This is a genomic window from Streptomyces globisporus C-1027, assembly GCF_000261345.2.
Lineage (GTDB): Bacteria > Actinomycetota > Actinomycetes > Streptomycetales > Streptomycetaceae > Streptomyces > Streptomyces pakalii.
The window spans coordinates 2,942,069-2,963,234 of record NZ_CP013738.1 but is presented as its reverse complement, the minus strand read 5'-3'; the positions used below and the strand labels follow the sequence as shown (position 1 = coordinate 2,963,234).

Here is a 21,166-nt window from a genome sequence, read left to right as displayed (position 1 = left end):
TCCATGGGTCGATCGTTCGCGGAAATCCAGGCAGAGCGCAAACGTCGGATGGAATGACAGGGTTACGCCGGACGTGGCAATCGGGGGACGCGGACGCCGAAGCGGCCCGGTTCCGGGGAACCGGGCCGCTCCGTGTTGACGTACAGCCGTACGTCTGTGCTGTCAGGGCTGTTCGACCGGCCGGGCTACTTGACCGCGCCCGCCATCACGCCGGAGACGAACTGCCGCTGGAAGGCGAAGAACACCGCCAGCGGGATCACCATCGACACGAACGCGCCGGGCGCGAGTACATCGATGTTGTTGCCGAACTGGCGTACCTGCTGCTGGAGCGCCACGGTGATCGGCGGCGACTCGGAGTCCGCGAAGATCAGCGCGACCAGCATGTCGTTCCACACCCACAGGAACTGGAAGATCCCGAGCGAGGCGATCGCCGGGCCGCCCAGCGGCATCACGACCCGGGTGAAGAGCCGGATCTCGCCCGCGCCGTCGAGCCGGGCGGCCTCCAGCAGTTCGCGGGGGATCTCCGCGAAGAAGTTCCGCAGCAGGAAGATCGCGAACGGCAGGCCGAACGCCGTGTGGAACAGCACCACCCCAAGCGTCGTCTCGAAGATCCCGATGGTGCCGAACAGTTCGGAGACCGGGATCAGCGCGACCTGCACCGGCACCACGAGCAACCCGACGACCAGCAGGAACAGCCAGTCCCGGCCGGGGAACTCCATCCAGGCGAAGGCGTATCCGGCGAACGAACCGATCAGTACGACCAGCACCGTGGACGGCACGGTGATCATGATGGTGCTGCCGAGCGAGCCGGTGATCGTCGCATTGTCCAGCAGCCGCTGGTAGTTGTCGAAGGTCAGTTCGGACGGGGTGGTGAAGATCTTCCACCAGCCGGTCGCCGCGATGTCCTGCGGACCGCGCAGCGAGGACAGCAGCAGACCGATCGTGGGCATCAGCCAGAACAGGGCGACCAGGACCAGGAAGACCCGCATCACCCCGCCGCCCGCGCGGGCGGCGATCCTGGCTCCGAGGGACTGCTCGGCCTTGGGCGCTTCAGGGGTGCCGCCCGTCTTCCGGGAGACCGCCTTCTGGCGGCCGATACGGGCGGTGTTCACGTCCGGTGCGCTGTTCTTCTCCGGTGCGCTGCTCATCGCCGTCCCTCCTTCCGGATCCGGCGGATGTTGACCAGCATCACCGGGATCACCAGCAGCAGCAGAAGCACCGCGATCGCGCTGCCGATCCCCAGGTCCGCGTCCGTGCCGAACGAGGACCGGTACAGCTGGAGCGCCAGGACGTTCGCGTCGTCCTGGGAGGAGCCCGGCGCGATGATGAACACCAGGTCGAAGACCTTCAGCACGTTGATCATCAGCGTCACCAGGACCACCGCGAGCACCGGTGCCAGCATCGGCACCGTGATCCGGCGGAACACCTGCCACTCGTTGGCCCCGTCCACCCGGGCCGCCTCCAGCAGTTCGCGCGGCAGACCGGCGAGACCGGCGGCGATCAGGACCATCGCGAACCCGGCCCACATCCACACGTAGCTGCCGATGATCCCGGGCGTCACGAGGGACGGGCCGAGCCAGTCGACGCCGTTGTACGGCTCGCGGAAGTTGTCTGCGGGCAGCCGCAGTTGGGCCCCGTCGGCGGAGGCGGGCAGGGTGAACACCCCGTCCGCTCCCGCTGTGGCGGTGGCGACGACCTTGCCGTCCTTCACCGCCTCGATCTTGAGGCCCTTGAGCCCCAGTTCCTTCGGGTCGACGACGTTCGGCTTCCCGCCGCCACCCCGGGTGAAGTCCAGCCAGGCCGTGCCGGAGATCTTGCCCCCGGAGGCCGCAGGCGCGCCCTCGGCCGGCCGTGCGTCGCCCGGCATCTTCGCCGGGGCCACACCGACCAGCGGCACCCGCAGCGGCTCGCCCGCCCGGATCGGCTCCTTGGACACGAACGTCCCGCCGGCCGCCTTCTCCAGGGGGTGGACGGGCAGCGGGCGGGCCTTCGGGTAGCCCGCGGACTCGTTGAACGTGTCGTGCACGCTCACCGCCACCGCGTTGGCGACCCCGCGCTCGGGAGCCTGGTCGTACACCAGCCGGAAGATGATGCCCGCCGCCAGCATCGAGATCGCCATCGGCATGAAGACGATCAGCTTGAACGCGGTGCCCCAGCGGATCCGTTCGGTCAGCACCGCGAAGATCAGCCCCAGCGCGGTGGCGACCGTCGGGGCGAAGACCACCCAGATCGCGTTGTTCTTCACCGCCGTGAGGATCGTGTCGTCGGTGAACAGAGCGGTGTAGTTGTCGAACCCGGCGAAGCCCGTACCGGCCTGGTCGAAGAACGACCGGTAGACCGAATACCCGATCGGGTAGAGCACCAGCGCACCGAGCAGCACCAGCGCGGGCAGCAGGAACACCGCCGCGACGGCCCTGCGGGTGCCGGTCACGCTCCGGCCGGGCTTCTTCGGGTCGGGGGACGGGCTCGGACTCGTGTCGTCGGCGGGGGGCGCCGCACCGGCGCCCCCCGCGGTCGCTGTCGTCACGCCGTCAGCTCTTGTACGCCTTGACCGCTTCGGACTCCAGTTTCTTCTGGGTCCCCGCGATGTCCTTCGGGTCCTTCAGGAAGTCCTGGAGGATCTTCCACTCGCCCGCCCCCGGCGTCCCGCCGAACGACTGCGGGGCCTGGTCCGACATGTCGAACCGGACGTCGTCACCCGCGTCGATCAGCGCCTGCGCCATCGTGCGCTGCACGTCGTTCGGGTACGCCTTCAGGTCCAGGCCCTTGTTCGGGGAGATGAACCCGCCCGCCTCGGCCCAGATCTTCGCCGCGTCCGCCGACGCCAGCCAGGTCAGCAGCGCCTGCGCGCCCTTGCTGTCCTTCAGCGCCACCGCCGCGTCGCCGCCGGTCACCACGGGCGAGTCCGCACCGACCGCCGGGAACGGGAACACCTTGGCGTCCGTACCGATCTCCGCCTCGGTCTGCGCGATGTTGATGGCGACGAAGTCACCCTCGAAGACCATCGCGCCCTTGGGCTGGTCGCCCCCGGTGAAGGTCTGCGTCACCGAGGCCGGGAACTCCGTCTGGAGCGCCCCGTCCGCCCCGCCCGCGATCAGCTCCGGCTTCCCGAACAGCTCGGCCAGCGTGGTCAGCGCGTCCTTCACGGACGGGTCGGTCCACGGGATCTCGTGCTTCGCCAGCTGGTCGTACTTCTCCGGGCCCGCCTGCGAGAGGTAGACGTTCTCGAACCAGTCGGTCAGCGTCCAGCCGTCCGCGCCGCCCACCGAGACCGGGGTGACGCCGGAGGCGCCCACCGTCTCGGCGGTGGTCAGGAAGTCCTTCCAGGTCTTCGGCTCGCTCGCCCCCGCGTTGTCGAACGCGGCGGCGTTGTACCAGATCAGGGACTTGTTGGCGGCCTTGAAATACACCCCGTACTGGGTGCCGTCGACCGCGCCGAGGTCCTGCCAGACCTTGGCGTAGTTCTTGTCGAGCTGGGCCTTCGCCTCGGCGCCGACCGGCTTGGCCCACTTCTTCGCGGCCGCCTGCTGGATCGCGCCGACCTGCGGGATCATCGCCACGTCCGGCGGCTGCTTGCCCGCGATCTTGGTGCCCAGGAAGTTGATGATCGGGTCCTGCGCCGGGACGAACGTGACGTCCGCGCCCGTGCGCTTCTCGAACTCGTCCAGCACCTTGGTGAAGTTGGCCTGCTCGGGCCCGGTCCAGACCGCGGCGACGGAGACCTTCTCTCCGTCCAGCTTCGGCAGGTCGACCGTGGACGCGCTGTCCGTGCCCTTGCCAGTGCCGTCGCCCGACTCCTTCTTGCCGTCGCCGTCGCCCCCGCAGCCGGTGAGCGCCAGAGCGCCGACCGCCGCGAACACGACCGCGGTCCTGCGTATCGAGAAGGTTGTGCGCATTCCTGCCCCGTTTCTTCCCTGCGCGCCCGGCCACGTCGCATGCCCGGACCACGTCGTCCGTGCGCACAGTCCTACGCCCGGTGCACGGGCCCCGCAATACCGCCGGAGGCCTCGACGTGCTGATCGTGATGGCCTCGTGACGTCATGTCAGGGCATGTCGGAAGCCTGCCGGGGCAGGGGTAGGAGCGGTTCTCCCGGGTTCGGTGTCAGGCCGTGAACGGCACCAGGGCGGGCAGCCGTTCGGCGTTCACCGAACGGGCCGCGCGCTCCAAGGCACTGGCGAGCAGCGCGAGGTCGGTCGGCCCGTTGCCCAGCTCCCGGACCGGGCGCCGGGTCGGCGGATCGCCCATCCGCTCCCACTCCAGCGGGACGACCGTCGGCCGGAGCGTCGCCGTACGCGGGATGCGCCCGGTGACCCTGCCGCCCTGGAACGGCGTCACCCGGCCGTCCGGATGCCCCAGCCTGCCCCGGCCCGGGGCCGGTTCGTCCGGGGACGGCGGCAGTACCGGGGCGTCCAGCACGATGCGCAGCCGGGCGCCCCGGGCCAGCTCGGTGTCCTCGGTGCGGTCGGGGCGCGCGGAGGTGGCGACCAGATGCACCCCGAGCCGTCCGCCGTCCCGGGCCACCGCCTCCAGCGCCCGCACCACCGAACCGGCGGCGGGCCGGCCGGGGGAGCCGAGCGCCGGGGCGACCAGCGCGTCGAAGTCGTCGGCGAGGACGACGAGTCGGGGCAGCGGGGAAGGTCCCGGGTCCGCGGACCGGGCGGCGGCCGGGCGCAGCCGCAGGGTGCCGCTGGCCGGGGAGTCCAGATCGCCCCGGCCAGCGGCACCGCTCGGCGGCCGCTGGCCCACGATGCGGGGGGCGGCCTCCTGCTGGGCCTGCTGCTGCCCGTACCGCTCGTGCCAGGTCGCGAAGTCCAGCTCGCCGAGCAGCTCGGCGCGCCGCTTCAGCTCGCCGCCGAGGGCCTGCGCGAACTCCCGCATCCGGACCGGGTCGGACGCCACGAGATGGGCGAAGACATGCGGCAGCTCCGTACAGGGGAGCAGGCCCTCGCCGCGCTCGCCCTGTTCGCCGCCGGAGCCGTCGACGAGGAGGATGCCGAGCCGATCGGGCCGGGCCGCGGAGGCGAGCGAGGCGGCGACGGCCCGGAGCAGTTCGGTGCGGCCGCTGCCCGGGGGCCCCTCGATCAGCAGATGCGGGCCCTCGTCGGCGAGATCGACGCTGAGGGGGCCGCGGGGTCCGGCCCCGAGCACGAGGACGGGCCGGCCGGTGTGGGCGGGGGCGGCCCCGCCAGAGCCGGCCGTGGACGCGGTGGTGTCCCCTCGCTCCCGGGTTTCGGCGTCGGGCTCCGACGCGGAGCGCTGGGCGCCCAGGTAGGGCGTGCGCTCGGAGTCGCGGGTGCCGAGGGGCGGGTAGGGCGTGCGGCCGGGGTCGCGGGTGTCGAGCGGGGGATACGGAGTACGGCCGGAATCGCGGGAGTCCAGCGGCGGATACGGGGTGCGGTCCGCGTCGGAGCGGGTGCCCGGGTAGGGCGTGCGGCCCGAGTCGCGGGCGTCCGGCGAGGGGTACGGCGTGCGGCCGGAGTCCCGTGCGTCCAGGGGCGGGTACGGCGTGCGGCCCGAGTCGTGGGCCTCCAGCGGGGGATACGGGGTGCGCTCCGGGTCGGGGGCGCCCGCGGCCGGGTACGGCGTGCGGCCGGAGTCGTGGTGCGGGGAGGCCGCCGTGCGCTGGGGGCCGACACGTGGTCCCGCGCTGAGGGTGCGCCCGGAGTTGGGGCTGTCCAGGTCGGCGCGGGGCGGGGGCGCGGCGGCAGCCCGGGGCACCGAAGCGCCCGGCTGGGCCTCCGCCGTGGACGCCCAGCGGGCCATCAGCGACGCCGGAGTGGCGCGGGCAAGACCCAGCTCGTCCAGCAGCCGGGCGGACGGCGGCAGCGCCGCGGTCGTCGGGCGGCCCGCCAGCGCGGCCGAGCCCTCCTCGCGCAGCGGCGCGAGTGCCCGCCCGAACCGCTCGGCCCAGGCCGCCGACACCGCGTCCACCGCGGCCACCGTCCCGTGCCCCGCGGCCTGCCCACCCGCCGTACGCAGCAGGCGCAACGCCGTGGCCACGTCGCCGCTCAGTATCGCGACGGCCCCGCACTCCCGGAAGGCGATGGAGCTGCGGCAGGCGTCCTCGTACGTCGCGGCCACCGGCGAGGTGGGGGAGGCGGCGGGGGTCTCGGCCAGGCAGATCAGATGGATCCCGGCGGCCGCACCCGCCCCGGCCAGCCGTGCCGTGGTCTCGCGCAGGAACGCCGTGCCCGGGTCGCCGTCCAGGACGACCACCGTGTGCGGGCCCGTATGGGCGCGGGCGGCCTCGGCCACCGCGGCCCGGTCCAGATGCGGCCAGCCGGGACCGAGGGGGCCCTCGTCGAGACGGCGCACCAGCTCGGCCGCACGGACCTCCGCCTGCTCACGGTCGTAGGCGAGGAGCAGCCGGCAGTCCTGCCCGTGCGTCGGGCGCAGATGCGGCAGCCACCCCAGCCAGGACCACTCGCGCCGCCGCTCCTCCAGCGTGCGGGAACGGTCCGTGGAGATCAGGACGATCTCCAGGTCGAACGGGGAGTGCAGCGCGGCGAGCTGCGCCACCGTCGCCCGGGCCAGACCCGCCAGCCGGGCGCGCGGACCGGCGAGCCCGAGCGAACCGGCCTCCCGCAGCCCCACGGTCACCGGCACGGAGGGCACCTCGGCCCGGTCGGTCGTGCCGAGCCGCACCACCAGGGCCTCCGGGTGGGCCGGGTGGCGCTCCCAGAGCCGTGGCCCCGGGCCGAGCGCGGTCAGCAGCACGGCCGCGGGGTCCGGCCAGGTGCCCTCGGGGGCGGAGGGCAGCGCGGAGAAGGGGGAGCCGGGGGAGGCCGGTGAGGCGAGGTGCCCGGCCCCCGACGGGCCGCCGGCCGGATCGCCGGACCCGCCCGGGCGGCCGGAACCGCGTGCCCCGGAGTCGTGCCCGCCGGAACCGCGTACGCCGGAACCGGGCTCGCCGGAACCGTGCGCCCCGGAGCCGTACGTACCGGTTCCGTAGGCGTCGGAGCCGTAGGCCTCGGAGCCGTACGGAGAGGACCCCTGCGTCCCGGAGTCGTACGCCCCGGTTCCGTACGACGACGATCCGTGCGCCGCCCGGGAGCCCGGACCGGCCGGGGTGCGGGCAGACCCGTACGCGTCGGCCCGCTCCCCGTAAGCGGCTCCGGACCCGCCCTTCGCGCCCGCTGCGGGCTCGCCCTTCGCGCCGCCTTTGAGCCGCCTCGCCCAGGCTCCTATGCCGCGCCGGGGCGCCGGGGCCGCGGCGGCCTCCTCGCCGCGGGCGTGGGCGCCCTCGCCCTCGTACGCGCCGGGGCCGGCCTCGGTGTGCTCCGGCCAGGAGGCTTCGTCGGGGGACGACTCCGGGTCCCCGTACACCCCGGGGGAGGCGAACGAGGCGGCGGCGGGCGCGCCGTACGCCTGGCCGGGGCCCTGGCCGCCGCGGTCGGGGGTGCGCGCGGCGAACGGCGCACCGGTGCCCTGTCCCGGGGCGGCCGCCCCCGTCTCGGCGCGGGTCACCCGCAGGTGCCCCTCGCCGTCCGGGGCCGTCGGCAGCGTCGCCGGACGGGAGCCCGAAGTGAGGCGGAGCGTTGATTCGCCGAGCCGCAGCAGCGCGCCGGGAGCGAGGCGGACCGGCCGCTCGCGGACCTCGACGCCGTCCAGTGCGGTGCCGTTCGTCGAACCGAGGTCGGCGACCGAGACCCGGCCGTCGTCCGAGACCGTCACCGCGCAGTGCAGCCGCGAGACGTCCGGGTCGTCCAGCGGGACGTCCGCGTCGGCGGAGCGGCCGATCCGGATCTGCCCGCCGTGCAGCAGATGGACGCCGCCCGCGTCGGGGCCCGCGACCACATGGAGCTGGGCCGGAACGGCGTCGTCCGTCGCCTCGTCGTCGCCGGGGACCTGGAGCGAGAGGACCGCGCCGTCCACCAGGGGCGGCTCACCCAGCGCGATGCGGTGCCCGTCCAGCCGGTCCCGCCCGGCGAAGAGCACGACCGCCCCGCCGCTCTGGGAGCTCTCGGGCCCCGACACGGCGGCGGCCAGCTGGGAGGCCACGGCGGCCAGCGCCGTCCCGGCGGGGGCGGTCACGAGCACGTCGCAGGAGCGCGCCGGGGTCTGGCCGCTGCGCGGCGCGAGGACGGTCAGCCGGATCTGCATCGCCGTGGGCGGTCCCTTCTGCGCGGGGGTGCCCGGCAGGGGAAACGCCCTGTGATTCCCCCCACCCGGCACGGACACGTCGTCCGTACAGGTCGTCACGGACCGTGGGACTCCGAGCCCGCAGGTCCGTGCTGGAGGCATCCTCGCACCTGCCACTGACAACACGCCCGGCGGTCACCTTTAAATGATCTTGAATGGTCGGCTGTGGGCGCAAAAGTGCCTGCTTGCGTCCGAATCCCGCCGCTCGGAGGGTTTGGCGGGAGTTATCTGCCGTACGCCGGGCGAAAAGCCGCACCGGATCACCGAACGTCCGACCGGCCTGTGATCAGCTGTGCGGCAACCTTCCGCCGGGTCTTCGCGTCTTCCCTCGAAACGCGAGCCCCCGGTGCCCCGTTCGGCGGCATTACAGTGGGCCGGAACATTCGGGCGGGCCCAGCGGTACGACACCCCCCGGGGTCCGCAAGCACCACGATCAGCAGGGAGCGCATGACGTGCGGCCTGTAGGCAGCAAGTACCTGCTCGAGGAGCCGCTCGGGCGCGGTGCCACGGGCACCGTCTGGCGAGCCCGCCAGCGGGAGACCGCGGGCGCCGAGGCGGCCGTCGCGGGTCAGCCCGGCGAGACCGTGGCCATCAAGGTCCTCAAGGAGGAGCTGGCCAACGACGCCGACGTGGTGATGCGGTTCCTGCGGGAGCGCTCGGTCCTGCTGCGGCTCACGCACCCGAACATCGTGCGCACCCGGGACCTCGTCGTCGAGGGCGATCTCCTCGCCCTGGTCATGGACCTGATCGACGGCCCCGACCTGCACCGCTACCTCCGTGAGAACGGCCCGCTCACCCCGGTCGCCGCCGCCCTGCTCACCGCGCAGATCGCGGACGCGCTCGCCGCCAGCCACGCCGACGGCGTCGTCCACCGCGACCTCAAGCCCGCCAACGTGCTCCTCGACGAGCGTGACGGCGGCATGACCCCGATGCTCACCGACTTCGGCATCGCGCGGCTCGCCGACTCCCCGGGTCTTACCCGGACTCACGAGTTCGTCGGCACGCCCGCCTATGTGGCGCCGGAGTCCGCCGAGGGACGCCCGCAGACCTCCGCCGTCGACATCTACGGCGCGGGCATCCTGCTGTACGAGCTGGTCACCGGCCGTCCGCCGTTCGCCGGGGGCACCGCCCTCGAAGTCCTGCACCGGCACCTCAGCGAGGAGCCCCGCCGGCCCTCCACCGTCCCCGACCCGCTGTGGACGGTCATCGAGCGCTGCCTGCGCAAGGACCCGGACCAGCGGCCCAGCGCCGAGAACCTGGCCCGTGGTCTGCGTACGGTCGCCTCCGGCATCGGCGTCCACGCGAACTCCGCCCAGATCGCCGCCGCCGAAGGCGTGGGCGCCCTGCTCGCCCCCGACCCGGCGCCCACGGCCGTCCCGGACACCCCGGGCGCGGCCGACCCCACGCAGGTCCTGCCGAGCAACGCGGGCTCCTACGACCCCGCCGCGGCCACCAGCGTGCTCCCGCAGACCGGCCCCGGGGGACAGGGCCAGGGTGGCAACCAGGGCCACGCCGACCCGACCGCCGTCATGCCGCCCGTGCCGCAGCGCCCCGACGGGCCGCCGCAGCCGGACGGCCCGCACCCCTGGCAGTCGCAGCTCCAGGCGGCCCGTGACCGCAACGAGCAGACCCAGGTGCAGTACCTGGACCCGAGCCAGGACCCGCTGCGCCGCCGCCCCCAGCGCCAGCAGCCGCCGCAGCAGCCTCCCCAGCGGCAGCAGCAGCCCGTGCAGCGCAGGCAGCAGCCGCTCCAGCAGCAGTACCCATACCAGCAGCAGCAACAGCCGCAGCGCTACCAGCAGCCGCAGCAGCCCCAGCGGCAGCAGTACGCGCCCCCGCAGCCCCAGCAGCCGGCCGCCCGGCCGCCGCGCGAGCCGCGTCCGCCGCGCCAGCGCAGCGCCAACCCGATGCGCATCCCCGGGCTCGGCTGCCTCAAGGGCTGTCTGTTCACCCTGGTGCTCCTGGTCGTCGCCGGCTGGCTGATCTGGGAGCTGACCCCGCTCCAGGACTGGGTTGCCCAGGGCAAGGGCTACTGGGAAGCGATCGGCGACGCGATCGGCACGGTCACCGACTGGTTCTCCAAGCTCGGCGACAGCGCCGGAGGCTCGGGCGGGGCCTGACCCGTACGCCGGAGGACCGGCCGCGGCCCGGCCCGCAACCATGTCCTGACCTGCAAAACTGTCTCTTTGTCGACTTCTCCGGGCCCATTCCGCCCGGAGAAGCCGAGGTCGGTGCCATCCTGGGCGCGTGACACCCCGAACGCCGCGTAACTTTGTCGACCGGGGGTCCACCGCCAGCCGCTGAGGGAGCAGTCTTGGCACGGAATATCGGCAGCCGGTACACGGCCCACCAGATCCTGGGGCGCGGCAGCGCCGGCACGGTATGGCTCGGCGAAGGGCCCGAGGGCCCGGTCGCCATCAAGCTGCTCCGTGAGGACCTCGCGTCCGACCAGGAGCTCGTGGGCCGCTTCGTACAGGAACGCACCGCCCTGCTCGGACTCGACCACCCGCACGTGGTCGCCGTCCGGGACCTCGTCGTGGACGGCAACGACCTGGCGCTGGTCATGACCCTCGTACGCGGCACCGACCTGCGCACCCGCCTGGACCGCGAGCGCCGCCTCGCCCCCGAGGCCGCCGTCGCGATCATCGCGGACGTCGCCGACGGGCTGGCCGCCGCGCACAAGGCCCAGATCGTCCACCGGGACGTCAAGCCGGAGAACATCCTGCTCGACATGGAGGGCCCGCTCGGCCCCGGCGGCGCCCACCCCGCCCTGCTCACCGACTTCGGCGTCGCCAAGCTGATCGACACCCCGCGCCGCACCAAGGCCACGAAGATCATCGGCACGCCGGACTATCTGGCGCCCGAGATCGTCGAGGGCCTCCCGCCCCGCGCCGCCGTCGACATCTACGCCCTGGCGACCGTGCTGTACGAGCTGCTCGCCGGGTTCACGCCCTTCGGCGGCGGCCACCCCGGCGCGGTCCTGCGCCGCCATGTCACCGAGACCGTCGTCCCGCTCCCCGGCATCCCCGAGGAGCTCTGGCAGCTCCTGGTCCAGTGCCTGGCCAAGGCCCCCGCCTCCCGGCTGCGCGCCTCGGAGCTGGCCGTACGGTTGCGCGACCTGCTGCCCCTGCTGGCGGGGATACCGCCGCTGGAGGTGGACGAGCCGGGCCCGGAGGAGAGCGAGCAGGCCCCGGGCTACGACGAGCAGCAGTACACCCCGGCCGCCGACGAGCCCCGCCGCCGCGGCGCGGTCCCGCTGGTGCCCGGCTCCGCCCCCGACTCCAACCGGGACACCCACACGAGCATGCGCGTCCCGGCCCCGGACGAGCTGGCGGGCGGCCCCCTCGGCACGGCCCGCGCCCCCCGCGCCCCGGGAAAGCCCCGGCCCGGCTCCGCCCGTAACAAGGCGGCGTCCGTCCGCAAGCGCCGCATCACCCTGGGCGCCGCGGCCGTGCTGCTCTGCGCGGCCGTCGCGGTCGGCGGCTGGCTGGCCACCGGAGGCGACGACGGGGACGGGGCGCCCCAGGACAGCGAGAACTCGGCCCCGGCGACCCCGTGAGCGCACGGTGGGCGCACCCCTTTCCCGGGCCGGTTCCCGGGTGAGGGCAAGCTTCATCCGCCCAGCCGTTACGCTGGACCCGTGGCAGTCGTCGATATTTCCGAAGAGCTGAAGTCCCTCTCCTCGACCATGGGGTCGATCGAGGCCGTCCTGGACCTGGATGCGCTGAGGGCGGACATCGCCGCGCTCGAGGAGCAGGCAGCGGCGCCGTCCCTCTGGGACGACCCGGACGCGGCCCAGAAGATCACCAGCAAGCTTTCGCACCTCCAGGCCGAGGTCCGCAAGGCCGAGGCCCTGCGCGGCCGCATCGACGACCTCGAAGTCCTCTTCGAGCTCGCCGAGGCCGAGGGCGACGCCGACGCGCAGGCGGAGGCCGAGGCCGAGCTGGAGTCGGTGAAGAAGGCGCTGGACGAGATGGAGGTCCGCACGCTCCTCTCCGGCGAGTACGACGCGCGCGAGGCCCTGGTGACCATCCGCGCCGAGGCCGGCGGCGTCGACGCCGCCGACTTCGCGGAGAAGCTCCAGCGCATGTATCTCCGCTGGGCCGAGCAGCACAGCTACAAGACCGAGGTCTACGAGACGGCGTACGCCGAAGAGGCCGGCATCAAGTCGACCACCTTCGCCGTCCAGGTCCCGTACGCCTACGGCACCCTCTCCGTCGAGCAGGGCACCCACCGGCTGGTCCGCATCTCGCCCTTCGACAACCAGGGCCGCCGCCAGACGTCCTTCGCGGGCGTCGAGGTGCTCCCGGTCGTCGAGCAGACCGACCACATCGAGATCGACGAGTCCGAGCTGCGCGTGGACGTGTACCGCTCCTCGGGCCCCGGCGGACAGGGCGTCAACACCACGGACTCCGCGGTCCGTCTGACCCACCTGCCCACCGGCATCGTCGTCTCCTGCCAGAACGAGCGCTCGCAGATCCAGAACAAGGCGTCCGCGATGAACGTCCTCCAGGCGAAGCTCCTGGAGCGCCGCCGCCAGGAGGAGCAGGCCAAGATGAACGCGCTCAAGGGCGACGGCGGCAACTCCTGGGGCAACCAGATGCGTTCGTACGTCCTCCACCCGTACCAGATGGTCAAGGACCTGCGTACGGAGTTCGAGATGGGCAACCCCGAAGCGGTCTTCAACGGCGAGATCGACGGCTTCGTCGAGGCGGGCATCCGCTGGCGCAAGCAGCGGGAGAAGTAGCTTCAGCGGTACGGAGGTTGGGCCCGGACAGTTTCTGTCCGGGCCCTCCTGCGTTGGGGAGGATCTGTGCCCGATGCGTCACAGTCGCGCTTCCGAATAGCCGTCAACACCCCTCATATCGGTGCCTAGTGCACGGAACGGCCTTGACGTAATCCTTAACTCTGGCCAGGGTGCTAGAGCAGCGTGCGTATGTCTGGGACGGGTGCGAAGCGGGGGGCGGGCGGGGTGACCACGGCACGACGTGGCCTTGCCGAGAGCGATACCCCCAGGGTCCACGGCCCGCATACCGCTGCTCCATGACGAGATTCAGCTACTGGGGGTAGCAACAGATGACGAAGAAGACGCGTGTGCGCGTCGCGCGGATAGCCGCTGGTGCGGTCATTGCCGCGGGTGCCTCGCTGACTGCGGCCGGCGCGGCGCAGGCGCTGGACCTTGACGGTTCCGGCGAGCAGTCCACGGTCACCACCCAGGACCAGACCGAGGACGAGGGTCTCATCGGTGAGCTCATCGGAGGCGGCGGCCCCGGCGGCGTCGACGAGGGGCAGACCACCACGGGCGAGACCACCGGTGAGACCACCACGGGCGAGACCACGACCGGTGAGACCACCGGCGAGACCTCCACCACGGGTGAGACCACCACGGGCGAGACCACCGGTGAGACCACGACCGGTGAGACCACCGGCGAGACCTCCACCACCGGTGAGACCTCGACGACGGGTGAGACCACCACGGGTGAGACCACCGGCGAGACCAGCACCTCGGGCACCAACGGGACCTCGGGTTCCAACGGCTCCAACGGCTCCACCGGCGGCGACCAGGGCGGCAGCAGCGCGACCGGTGGTTCCACCACCGGTGGCGACGACGCCGGCTGCACCGTCGACCTGGACGGTGCCGAGTGCACCGACAACACCGACACCGACAGTGTCGGCAACAAGCCGGTCGAGCAGAGCAAGGGCAAGGAAGAGCTCGCCGAGACCGGTGCGGCCGAGACGACCTTCCTGGTCATCGGCGCCGCGACGATGATCGCGGGCGGCATCGGCTTCCGTATTCTGCCGCGTCTGGTCGGCGGCGGCCGCACGGTCGCCTAGGTCCGGCGACCGGGTCCGCGGCGGCGTCCGCCGCGGACCGTGACGGACCCTGCCGGGCGCGTAGCGGGCGCGGATCAGGCCCGTACGCGGCGCAGCACGGCATGACGAAGGGCCCGGGAGGGCGTACGACGCCTCCCGGGCCCTTCTGCGCGCCCGGACCGCTCAGGCGGCCTTACGCATACGTCTGTGAGCCCCGACGGGGCGGTGAGGGGCGGCCCCGAGGCCGCGCGGACCTGATCAGGCCACCTGCGCCAGCAGCGCGAGCGCCGCCAGCAACACCACCATCAGGGCGATCAGCATCGCCGGGCTCATCCCGGCCAGCGGGCCCTGGCCCTGCTCCTCCAGCATCTGCTGCCGCACGGCACGGCAGACGCGGCAACGGCCCTCGCTCACGGGCGCCGCGCAGTTCGCGCACACCAGTCGGTCATAGGTCATGCGCATTCCTCCTCCCGCGCGGCGGAGCCGCTTGCCTGCTGTCTCTCCGCACAACGCTCACGGAAACGCAACCGTTCCCCCCTCCACTGTGCCAGCTCGCGGCGATTTCGGCGCGGCCCGCCGGACAAGGTCCGGCACGACCCGTTTCGTACCGCGGGGCGATTCGCCACATACCACCCATTGCCGGACGCCGCCTGCACGCGTGAGCCCGGTTCGCGTATGGTCACGCTCACCTACTCCCGGCCGACCGTGGTGCATCCGTGATCCGATTCGACAACGTCTCCAAGACCTACCCGAAGCAGACCCGACCGGCTCTGCGCGATGTCTCTCTTGACATCGAGAAGGGTGAGTTCGTCTTCCTGGTGGGGTCCTCCGGCTCCGGCAAGTCGACCTTCATGCGACTGATCCTGCGCGAGGAGCGCGCCAGCACGGGCATGGTCCATGTGCTCGGCAAGGACCTCGCGCGGCTGTCCAACTGGAAGGTGCCGCAGATGCGCCGCCAGCTGGGGACGGTCTTCCAGGACTTCCGCCTGCTGCCCAACAAGACGGTCGCGGAGAACGTGGCCTTCGCGCAGGAGGTCATCGGCAAGCCGCGCGGCGAGATCCGCAAGGCCGTGCCGCAGGTCCTCGACCTCGTCGGCCTCGGCGGCAAGGAGGAGCGGATGCCCGGTGAGCTCTCCGGTGGTGAGCAGCAGCGTGTGGCCATCGCCCGCGCCTTCGTCAACCGCCCGATGCTGCTGATCGCGGACGAGCCGACCGGCAACCTCGACCCGCAGACCTCGGTGGGCATCATGAAGCTGCTGGACCGGATCAACCGGACCGGCACCACCGTGATCATGGCGACCCACGACCAGAACATCGTCGACCAGATGCGCAAGCGCGTCATCGAGCTCGAGCAGGGCCGTCTCGTACGCGACCAGGCACGCGGCGTCTACGGCTACCAGCACTGACCGAGGGGCCCCGGCCCTTCGTGCATTTCGAGCATCGAGTACTGAAAGGACGCCATGCGCGCCCAGTTCGTCCTGTCGGAGATCGGCGTCGGTCTCCGCCGCAACCTCACGATGACCTTCGCGGTCGTGGTCTCCGTCGCCCTCTCGCTCGCCCTGTTCGGCGGTGCGCTGCTGATGCGCGAGCAGGTCAGCACGATGAAGGACTACTGGTACGACAAGGTCAACGTCTCGATCTTCCTCTGCAACAAGAACGACGCCAAGGACATGCCCAAGTGCGCCAAGGGGGCTGTCACCAAGGAGCAGAAGGCGGAGATCAAGGCCGATCTGGAGAAGATGGACGCCGTCGAGACGGTCCACTTCGAGACGGTCGACGAGGCGTACAAGCACTACCAGGAGCAGTTCGGCGACTCCCCGATGGCGGGCAACATCACGCCCGACCAGATGCAGGAGTCGTTCCGCGTGAAGCTGGACGACCCGCAGAAGTACAAGGTCGTCGCCACGGCGTTCGCCGGACGGGACGGGGTCCAGTCCGTCCAGGACCAACGGTCCATCCTGGACAACCTCTTCGAGCTGATGAACGGCATGAACGTCGTCGCGATCTACGTGATGATCCTCATGCTCGTCATCGCGCTGATCCTGATCGTCAACACCGTGCGCGTCTCCGCGTTCAGCCGGAGACGCGAAACGGGCATCATGCGCCTCGTCGGGGCCTCCGGCTTCTACATCCAGGCCCCCTTCATCATGGAGGCGGCCGTCGCCGGTCTGATCGGCGGTGTGCTGGCCTGCGCCATGCTGCTCGGCGGCCGGTACTTCCTCATCGACGGCGGTCTGGCCCTCCAGGAGAAGCTGAACCTCATCAACTTCATCGGCTGGGACGCGGTCCTGACCAAGCTTCCGCTGGTGCTCGCGATCGGTCTGCTGATGCCCGCCGTCGCCGCTCTCTTCGCGCTGCGCAAGTACCTGAAGGTGTGACATGTGCCCCCTGGGGCGCACGGGCGATCGCCCGTGCGCCCCAGGGGCTTGTCCTAGACTCGGCGGCATGTCGGATTGTGGGCATCGCTTCGGGCCCCGCGGTCTTCGCCGCGGGGCGGCCCTGACATTGGTCTTCGGGTGTGCTCTGGCCACCGCCGCCGCGACCGGTTCGCTGCCGCAGGACCCCGATTCCGGGCCCGGCCCGCAGACCCGCGCCGTCTCCTCCACCGTCGCCCCGGTCGACCGCGACGAGATCGAGGACGCCGCCGCCGAGGCCGAGGCCGACGGGAAGTCCGTGAAGGACGCCGCCGAGGAGGTCGTCAGCCGCAGCGGGGACCGCTGGGGCGCGGTCTACGACCAGCGGGAGTACGAGGAGTTCGAGCAGGCGCTGGACGGCACCTACACCGGGGTCGGGCTCTCCGCCCGGCGCACCGGCCGCGGCGACGTCACCGTCTCCCGCGTGCAGCCCGGCGGCCCCGCCGACCGGGCCGGCATCCGCGCCGGCGACCTGCTGCGCACCCTGGACGGCCGCGCGATCGGCAAACGCCCCGTCGCGGAGGTCGTCGCGTTACTGCGCGGCGACGGTACGGGGGCGGCCGAGGGCAGCCAGGTGGAGCTGGGGCTCGTCCGGGAGGGCCGGAGCTGGACCGAGACCCTGGAGCGGGCCCGGCTGACCACCGAGGCGGTCACCGTGCGGCGGCTGGGCGACGAACCCTCGTCGGCGGTCCTGGTCAAGGTCGCCGCCTTCACCAAGGGCGCGGGGGCCGACGTCCGGGACGCGGTCCGGGACGCCCCCGACGGGGCGGGGATACTCCTCGATCTGCGCGCCAACTCCGGCGGACTCGTCGCCGAGGCCGTCGTCGCCGCCTCCGCCTTCCTGGACGGCGGCCTGGTCGCCACGTACGACGTACGCGGGGACCAGCACGCGCTGTACGCCGATGCGGGCGGTGACACGGACCGGCCGGTCGTCGTCCTGGTCGACGGCGGCACGATGAGCGCCGCCGAGCTGCTGACCGGCGCCCTCCAGGACCGGGGCCGCGCGGTCACCGTCGGCTCGCCCACCTTCGGCAAGGGCTCCGTGCAGATGCCCAGCAGGCTCCCGGGCGGCTCGGTGGCCGAGCTGACCGTCGGCCACTACCGCACCCCGGGCGGCCGCAACGTCGACGGCAGGGGCATCACCCCCGACCTCGTGGTGGGGGAGCGGGCCCAGCAGCGGGCCGAGACGGTATTGAGTGGCCTCGGGGGTGGGTCGTAGTGCGAAAATGACCACACTATGGCGAAGGAAAAAGACACCGGGCGCAAGATGATCGCGCAGAACAAGAAGGCGCGGCACGACTACACGATCCTCGACACCTACGAGTGCGGCCTCGTCCTCATGGGTACGGAGGTCAAGTCCCTGCGCATGGGGCGGGCCTCCCTGGTCGACGGCTTCGTGCAGATCGACGACCACGAGGCGTGGCTCCACAACATCCACGTCCCCGAGTACGTCCAGGGCACCTGGACCAACCACGCGGCCAAGCGGAAGCGGAAGCTGCTGCTGCACCGGGCCGAGATCGACAAGCTGGAGTCGAAGTCGCAGGAGACGGGCCACACCATCGTGCCGCTCGCGCTGTACTTCAAGGACGGCCGGGTCAAGGTCGAGATCGCGCTCGCGAAGGGCAAGAAGGAGTACGACAAGCGGCAGACGCTCCGCGAGAAGCAGGACACGCGGGAGACGAACCGCGCCATCGCGGCGGCCCGCCGGAGGCAGCGCAGCGCCTGAGGACCCCCGCGCGGGGAATACGCTGGCATCGTCCGGCGTTGGTCACGTACGATGGGGCGTGCACCTCAGCGAAGGTGCGCGTTTTGAAAACACCACATGGGGATGATCGGTTTCGACAGCGGATGTCGAAGCAGGGGAAGCGAGTCGAGGAAGCGGCAATGATCTCGTAAACCATATGTCGCAAACAATAATCGCCAATTCCAAGCGCGATTCCTCCGCCTTCGCCCTCGCTGCCTAATTAGCAGCTAGCGAAGACTCTGCGGAGTGTCAGCCCGGGGGTGATCCCGACCCGGATCCTGGCATCAACTAGGGATCTAAACTTCTCGGCCCGGCCACGGGGCCGAGAAGGAAATCAAACAGTGGCTGGGCCTGTCGGAGGCTTGTTCGCGTGACCTCCGGGGCCGAGAAAAGCGTAGCGAACTGCACTCGGAGAAGCCCTGGTTCCGCACCGTTGGACGCGGGTTCGATTCCCGCCATCTCCACAGTTCCCATGTAGGCCGCTGCCCCGCGAGTTCGCTCGCGGGGCAGCGGCTTTTTTCACGCCCGCCGCGGGGCGCCCTTTTCACGTACGCCGCCCCCGGCCGTACCCGCCGCCCGCAATCGCGACGACCAGCGCGAGGGCTGCCGCCGACATCGGGGCCGCGTAGCCGGACGCCGTGCCCGCGTGTGCGACCAGCCAGCCGCCCGCCGCCGCCCCGGCCGCGACCCCGCCCAGCAGCGCGGTCACCGCGAGCGTCATGCCCTCGTTCAACTGCTCCGGGCGCGTGGCCCGCTGGACCAGCGTCATGCCCGTGACCATGGTCGGCGCGGTCGCCGCCCCCGCCAGTAGCAGGCAGAACGCCAGGACCGGCAGGCCGGCCGACGCGGCGGCGGCCAGCAGCGGCAGGGACATCAGGGCCGTCATCGCGGCCAGGCACAGCAGCAGCCGCAGGCGGGCGTTCCGGGCCGGGCGCAGCGAACCGTAGAGCAGGCCCGCCGCGCACGAGCCCGCCGCCTGGAGCGCCAGGATCGCGCCCCCGGCATGCGCGATGGAGACGACCTCCATGGCCCCGAACACGGCCCCCGTCGCGAGGAAGACCGCCAGCAGCGCCGGCATCCCCGGCGTGCGCAGGGGCGAGGCCACCGTCTTCGTACGCGGGGTGACGGGCGGTTCCGTCGCGCGCTGGGCGGCGAAGATCAGGACGCCGGTCATCAGGAGCGCCGCGCCGACCAAGGTGCCCGCCTCCGGGAACAGCGCCCCGCAGAGCGTCGCGGCCAGCACCGGGCCCAGCATGAAGCACAGCTCGTCGGCGGCCTGCTCGAAGGAGTTCGCGGTGTGCAGGGCCGCCGGATCGCCCCGGTGCAGATGCGCCCAGCGGGCCCGCGACATCCCGCCGGTGTTCGGGGTCGTCGCGGTCGCGGCGTACGCGGCGAACAGGGTCCAGGCCGGGGCGTCGTGGTGCACGCACAGCACCAGGGCCAGCGACCCCAGCACGGCGAGCGCGGTGGCGGGCACGGCGACGCGCGCCTGCCCGAAGCGGTCCACCAGCCGGGCGGTGAACGGCGCGACGACCGCCGTCGCGGCCAGGCCGGTCGCGGTGACGGCCCCGGCGAGGGCGTACGAGCCCCGGGACCCGGCGATCATGATGACCGCGCTGACACTGAGCATGCCCATCGGCAGCCGGGCGATCAGATTGCCCGCCGTGAAGGCGCGGGCCCCGGGCGTCGCCAGCAGCCGGAGGTACGGATTCGCCGACGGCCGCGCCCGCCGGCGCGCGGCCCCTGTCGGCGCGGAGCGCGGGACGGCGACCAACTGCCCGCCGGAGACGGCGAGGAGGGGCGTGGCCGGGGGAGCGGGGGCCCGGTCCGGGCGGGCGGGCCGGGGTGCGGCCGCCGGACGGGCGCGCGGACCGGGCCGGGCGGTGACGGCGGGGCGGGGGGCAGCTGTGGTCTCCGGGCGGGCGGCAGGGGATATCGGCATACGGACCAGGCTCGCCGCGCCCCGCCGTCCGGGTCCAACACCTGATCCGCACCGATTCACGCATGCCTGTTGTGAATGAGGTCCCGCGCGGTAGATTCGCGGTGTGCCTCCCGCCGACACCGACCCCCGACTCCTGCGCGCCTTCCTCGCCGTCGCCGACGAACTGCACTTCACGCGGGCCGCCGCCCGGCTCTTCGTCGCGCAGCAGGCGCTCAGCCGGGACATCCGGCGGCTGGAACGCGAGCTGGGTGCCGAGCTGTTCGTCCGGACCACCCGGCAGGTCGCGCTCACGCCGGACGGCGAACGCCTGCTGCCGTACGCCCGCCGGGTGCTCGACGCGCACGCCGAGCTCGCCGGGGCCTTCAGCGGCGCCCCCGCCCGACCGCTGCTCGTGGACCTGAACAGTGACGGGGCCACCGCCGCCCGGGTGCTGGCGCGCGCCCGGGAACTGGTGCCCGAGTGCGAGCTGATGGCCCGCTTCGAGTCCGGGCTCACCTGGGCCGCCGCCGAGATCCTGGCCGGCCGGCTCGACGCCTCATTCGGCCGGGCCGCCGGACTGACCCCCGCTGTGCGGGCGGGGCTTTCCACGCACCCCGTGCGGTACGAGCCGATGGCGCTGATGCTGCCCCTGACTCACCCCCTCGCCGAGCGGGAGACCGTCGCCCTGGCCGAGCTGTCCGGCGAGACCGTCTACGCGGGGGCGGGCAACGAGCGGACGCGGGAGTGGACCGACCTCGCCGCATCACTGTTCGCCGCATGGGACATCGTGATGGCCCCGCCCGTCCCGCTCGCCGTGGGCGTGGCCGAATTCCAGCGGGTCATGGAGAAGGGCGGGCACCCCGTGCTGGCCGTCGTCGACTTCCCGCCGCTGCCCGGGACCGTGCTGCGCCCGCTCGTCGACCCGATTCCGCTTTCGCCGGTGTCGCTGGTCTGGCGGAAGGGGTTGCGCCATCCCGGCGTGGACGCGCTGCGCAACGCTACTGACCAGTTGGCCCTTGCCGAGGGGTGGCTGGTCCGGCCGTCCGGGTCCTGGCTGCCCGCGTCCGATCTGTCACTGATGCGCAACCGTTCCTGATCAACTCCGTTCAGGGGCACTTGGGCGTCAACGT

The 21,166-nt window shown here is 72.5% G+C and carries 15 protein-coding genes, 1 other RNA gene and 2 pseudogenes; 10 read left to right on the top strand and 8 right to left on the bottom strand.

Going from position 1 to position 21,166, the window contains the following annotated elements; all coding sequences use genetic code 11:
• Positions 1-185 precede the first annotated feature (185 nt).
• The 6 genes and pseudogenes from WQO_RS12755 to WQO_RS37395 form a co-directional block, all read right to left on the bottom strand.
• Positions 186-1,148, bottom strand: a complete 963-nt coding sequence (locus WQO_RS12755; RefSeq protein ID WP_010062154.1) for a carbohydrate ABC transporter permease — start codon at positions 1,146-1,148, stop codon at positions 186-188.
• Positions 1,145-2,431, bottom strand: a complete 1,287-nt coding sequence (locus WQO_RS12750; protein WP_058954206.1) for a carbohydrate ABC transporter permease — start codon at positions 2,429-2,431, stop codon at positions 1,145-1,147. The genes WQO_RS12755 and WQO_RS12750 overlap by 4 nt, the downstream gene beginning before the upstream one ends.
• Positions 2,432-2,531: 100 nt before the next feature.
• Positions 2,532-3,896, bottom strand: a complete 1,365-nt coding sequence (locus WQO_RS12745; RefSeq protein WP_010062151.1) for an ABC transporter substrate-binding protein — start codon at positions 3,894-3,896, stop codon at positions 2,532-2,534.
• 206 nt (positions 3,897-4,102) lie between these two features.
• Complete coding sequence (locus WQO_RS12740) at positions 4,103-6,718, bottom strand: FtsK/SpoIIIE domain-containing protein (RefSeq protein ID WP_418082125.1); 2,616 nt, start codon at positions 6,716-6,718, stop codon at positions 4,103-4,105.
• Positions 6,719-6,890: 172 nt separating this feature from the next.
• Positions 6,891-7,037 (bottom strand): annotated as a pseudogene (locus WQO_RS37400) (hypothetical protein); the annotation flags it as partial.
• A gap of 548 nt (positions 7,038-7,585) precedes the next feature.
• Positions 7,586-8,104, bottom strand: a pseudogene (locus WQO_RS37395) (FHA domain-containing protein); the annotation flags it as partial.
• A gap of 491 nt (positions 8,105-8,595) precedes the next feature.
• On the opposite strand from WQO_RS37395, the gene WQO_RS12735 reads away from it, so the two are divergent.
• The 4 genes from WQO_RS12735 (at position 8,596) to WQO_RS12720 (ending at position 13,978) form a co-directional block, all read left to right on the top strand.
• Positions 8,596-10,263, top strand: coding sequence for a serine/threonine-protein kinase (locus WQO_RS12735; RefSeq protein ID WP_010062149.1), 1,668 nt, complete (start codon positions 8,596-8,598; stop codon positions 10,261-10,263).
• A gap of 194 nt (positions 10,264-10,457) precedes the next feature.
• Entirely contained in the window at positions 10,458-11,702 is a 1,245-nt protein-coding gene (locus tag WQO_RS12730; RefSeq protein WP_010062148.1) for a serine/threonine-protein kinase, read from the top strand.
• An 81-nt stretch (positions 11,703-11,783) separates the two neighbouring features.
• On the top strand, positions 11,784-12,890 hold the full coding sequence (gene prfB, locus WQO_RS12725; RefSeq protein ID WP_010062147.1) for a peptide chain release factor 2: 1,107 nt from the start codon (positions 11,784-11,786) through the stop codon (positions 12,888-12,890).
• A gap of 329 nt (positions 12,891-13,219) precedes the next feature.
• Positions 13,220-13,978, top strand: a complete 759-nt coding sequence (locus WQO_RS12720; protein WP_058953970.1) for an LPXTG cell wall anchor domain-containing protein — start codon at positions 13,220-13,222, stop codon at positions 13,976-13,978.
• A gap of 237 nt (positions 13,979-14,215) precedes the next feature.
• Here the strand turns inward: WQO_RS12720 and WQO_RS12715 are convergent, their stop codons facing one another.
• Complete coding sequence (locus WQO_RS12715; RefSeq protein WP_010062144.1) at positions 14,216-14,413, bottom strand: hypothetical protein; 198 nt, start codon at positions 14,411-14,413, stop codon at positions 14,216-14,218.
• A 260-nt stretch (positions 14,414-14,673) separates the two neighbouring features.
• Here WQO_RS12715 and ftsE point away from each other — a divergent pair, with 260 nt between their 5' ends.
• The 5 genes from ftsE to ssrA all read left to right on the top strand — a co-directional run bounded on the left by ftsE (position 14,674) and on the right by ssrA (position 18,582).
• Entirely contained in the window at positions 14,674-15,363 is a 690-nt protein-coding gene (ftsE, locus tag WQO_RS12710) for a cell division ATP-binding protein FtsE (protein WP_003968787.1), read from the top strand.
• 54 nt (positions 15,364-15,417) lie between these two features.
• Positions 15,418-16,335, top strand: coding sequence for a permease-like cell division protein FtsX (gene ftsX / locus WQO_RS12705; RefSeq protein WP_010062141.1), 918 nt, complete (start codon positions 15,418-15,420; stop codon positions 16,333-16,335).
• 67 nt (positions 16,336-16,402) lie between these two features.
• Positions 16,403-17,590: a S41 family peptidase gene (locus tag WQO_RS12700; protein ID WP_050992329.1), complete on the top strand. Its 1,188-nt coding sequence runs from the start codon at positions 16,403-16,405 to the stop codon at positions 17,588-17,590.
• A gap of 18 nt (positions 17,591-17,608) precedes the next feature.
• Positions 17,609-18,097: an SsrA-binding protein SmpB gene (gene smpB, locus WQO_RS12695; protein WP_003968790.1), complete on the top strand. Its 489-nt coding sequence runs from the start codon at positions 17,609-17,611 to the stop codon at positions 18,095-18,097.
• Positions 18,098-18,195: 98 nt separating this feature from the next.
• Positions 18,196-18,582: a transfer-messenger RNA gene (gene ssrA, locus WQO_RS34445) on the top strand.
• Positions 18,583-18,659: 77 nt separating this feature from the next.
• Here the strand turns inward: ssrA and WQO_RS12690 are convergent.
• The gene (locus tag WQO_RS12690) at positions 18,660-19,751 is read right to left on the bottom strand and encodes an MFS transporter (RefSeq protein ID WP_032748844.1); all 1,092 of its coding nucleotides are present in this window, start codon (positions 19,749-19,751) and stop codon (positions 18,660-18,662) included.
• A 409-nt stretch (positions 19,752-20,160) separates the two neighbouring features.
• Between WQO_RS12690 and WQO_RS12685 the strand changes: the two genes are divergently transcribed.
• The gene (locus tag WQO_RS12685) at positions 20,161-21,132 is read left to right on the top strand and encodes a LysR family transcriptional regulator (protein ID WP_010062137.1); all 972 of its coding nucleotides are present in this window, start codon (positions 20,161-20,163) and stop codon (positions 21,130-21,132) included.
• The last annotated feature ends 34 nt before the right edge of the window (positions 21,133-21,166 follow it).

What these genes read in the sequence shown, in the direction of transcription:
- WQO_RS12690 (WP_032748844.1), bottom strand. Translation starts at nt 19,751, where the DNA reads ATGGGCATGCTCAGTGTCAGCGCGGTCATCATGATCGCCGGGTCCCGG.
- WQO_RS12700 (WP_050992329.1), top strand. Translation starts at nt 16,403, where the DNA reads ATGTCGGATTGTGGGCATCGCTTCGGGCCCCGCGGTCTTCGCCGCGGG.
- WQO_RS12720 (WP_058953970.1), top strand. Translation starts at nt 13,220, where the DNA reads ATGACGAAGAAGACGCGTGTGCGCGTCGCGCGGATAGCCGCTGGTGCG.
- ftsX (WP_010062141.1), top strand. Translation starts at nt 15,418, where the DNA reads ATGCGCGCCCAGTTCGTCCTGTCGGAGATCGGCGTCGGTCTCCGCCGC.
- WQO_RS12715 (WP_010062144.1), bottom strand. Translation starts at nt 14,413, where the DNA reads ATGACCTATGACCGACTGGTGTGCGCGAACTGCGCGGCGCCCGTGAGC.
- WQO_RS12745 (WP_010062151.1), bottom strand. Translation starts at nt 3,896, where the DNA reads ATGCGCACAACCTTCTCGATACGCAGGACCGCGGTCGTGTTCGCGGCG.
- WQO_RS12755 (WP_010062154.1), bottom strand. Translation starts at nt 1,148, where the DNA reads ATGAGCAGCGCACCGGAGAAGAACAGCGCACCGGACGTGAACACCGCC.
- smpB (WP_003968790.1), top strand. Translation starts at nt 17,609, where the DNA reads ATGGCGAAGGAAAAAGACACCGGGCGCAAGATGATCGCGCAGAACAAG.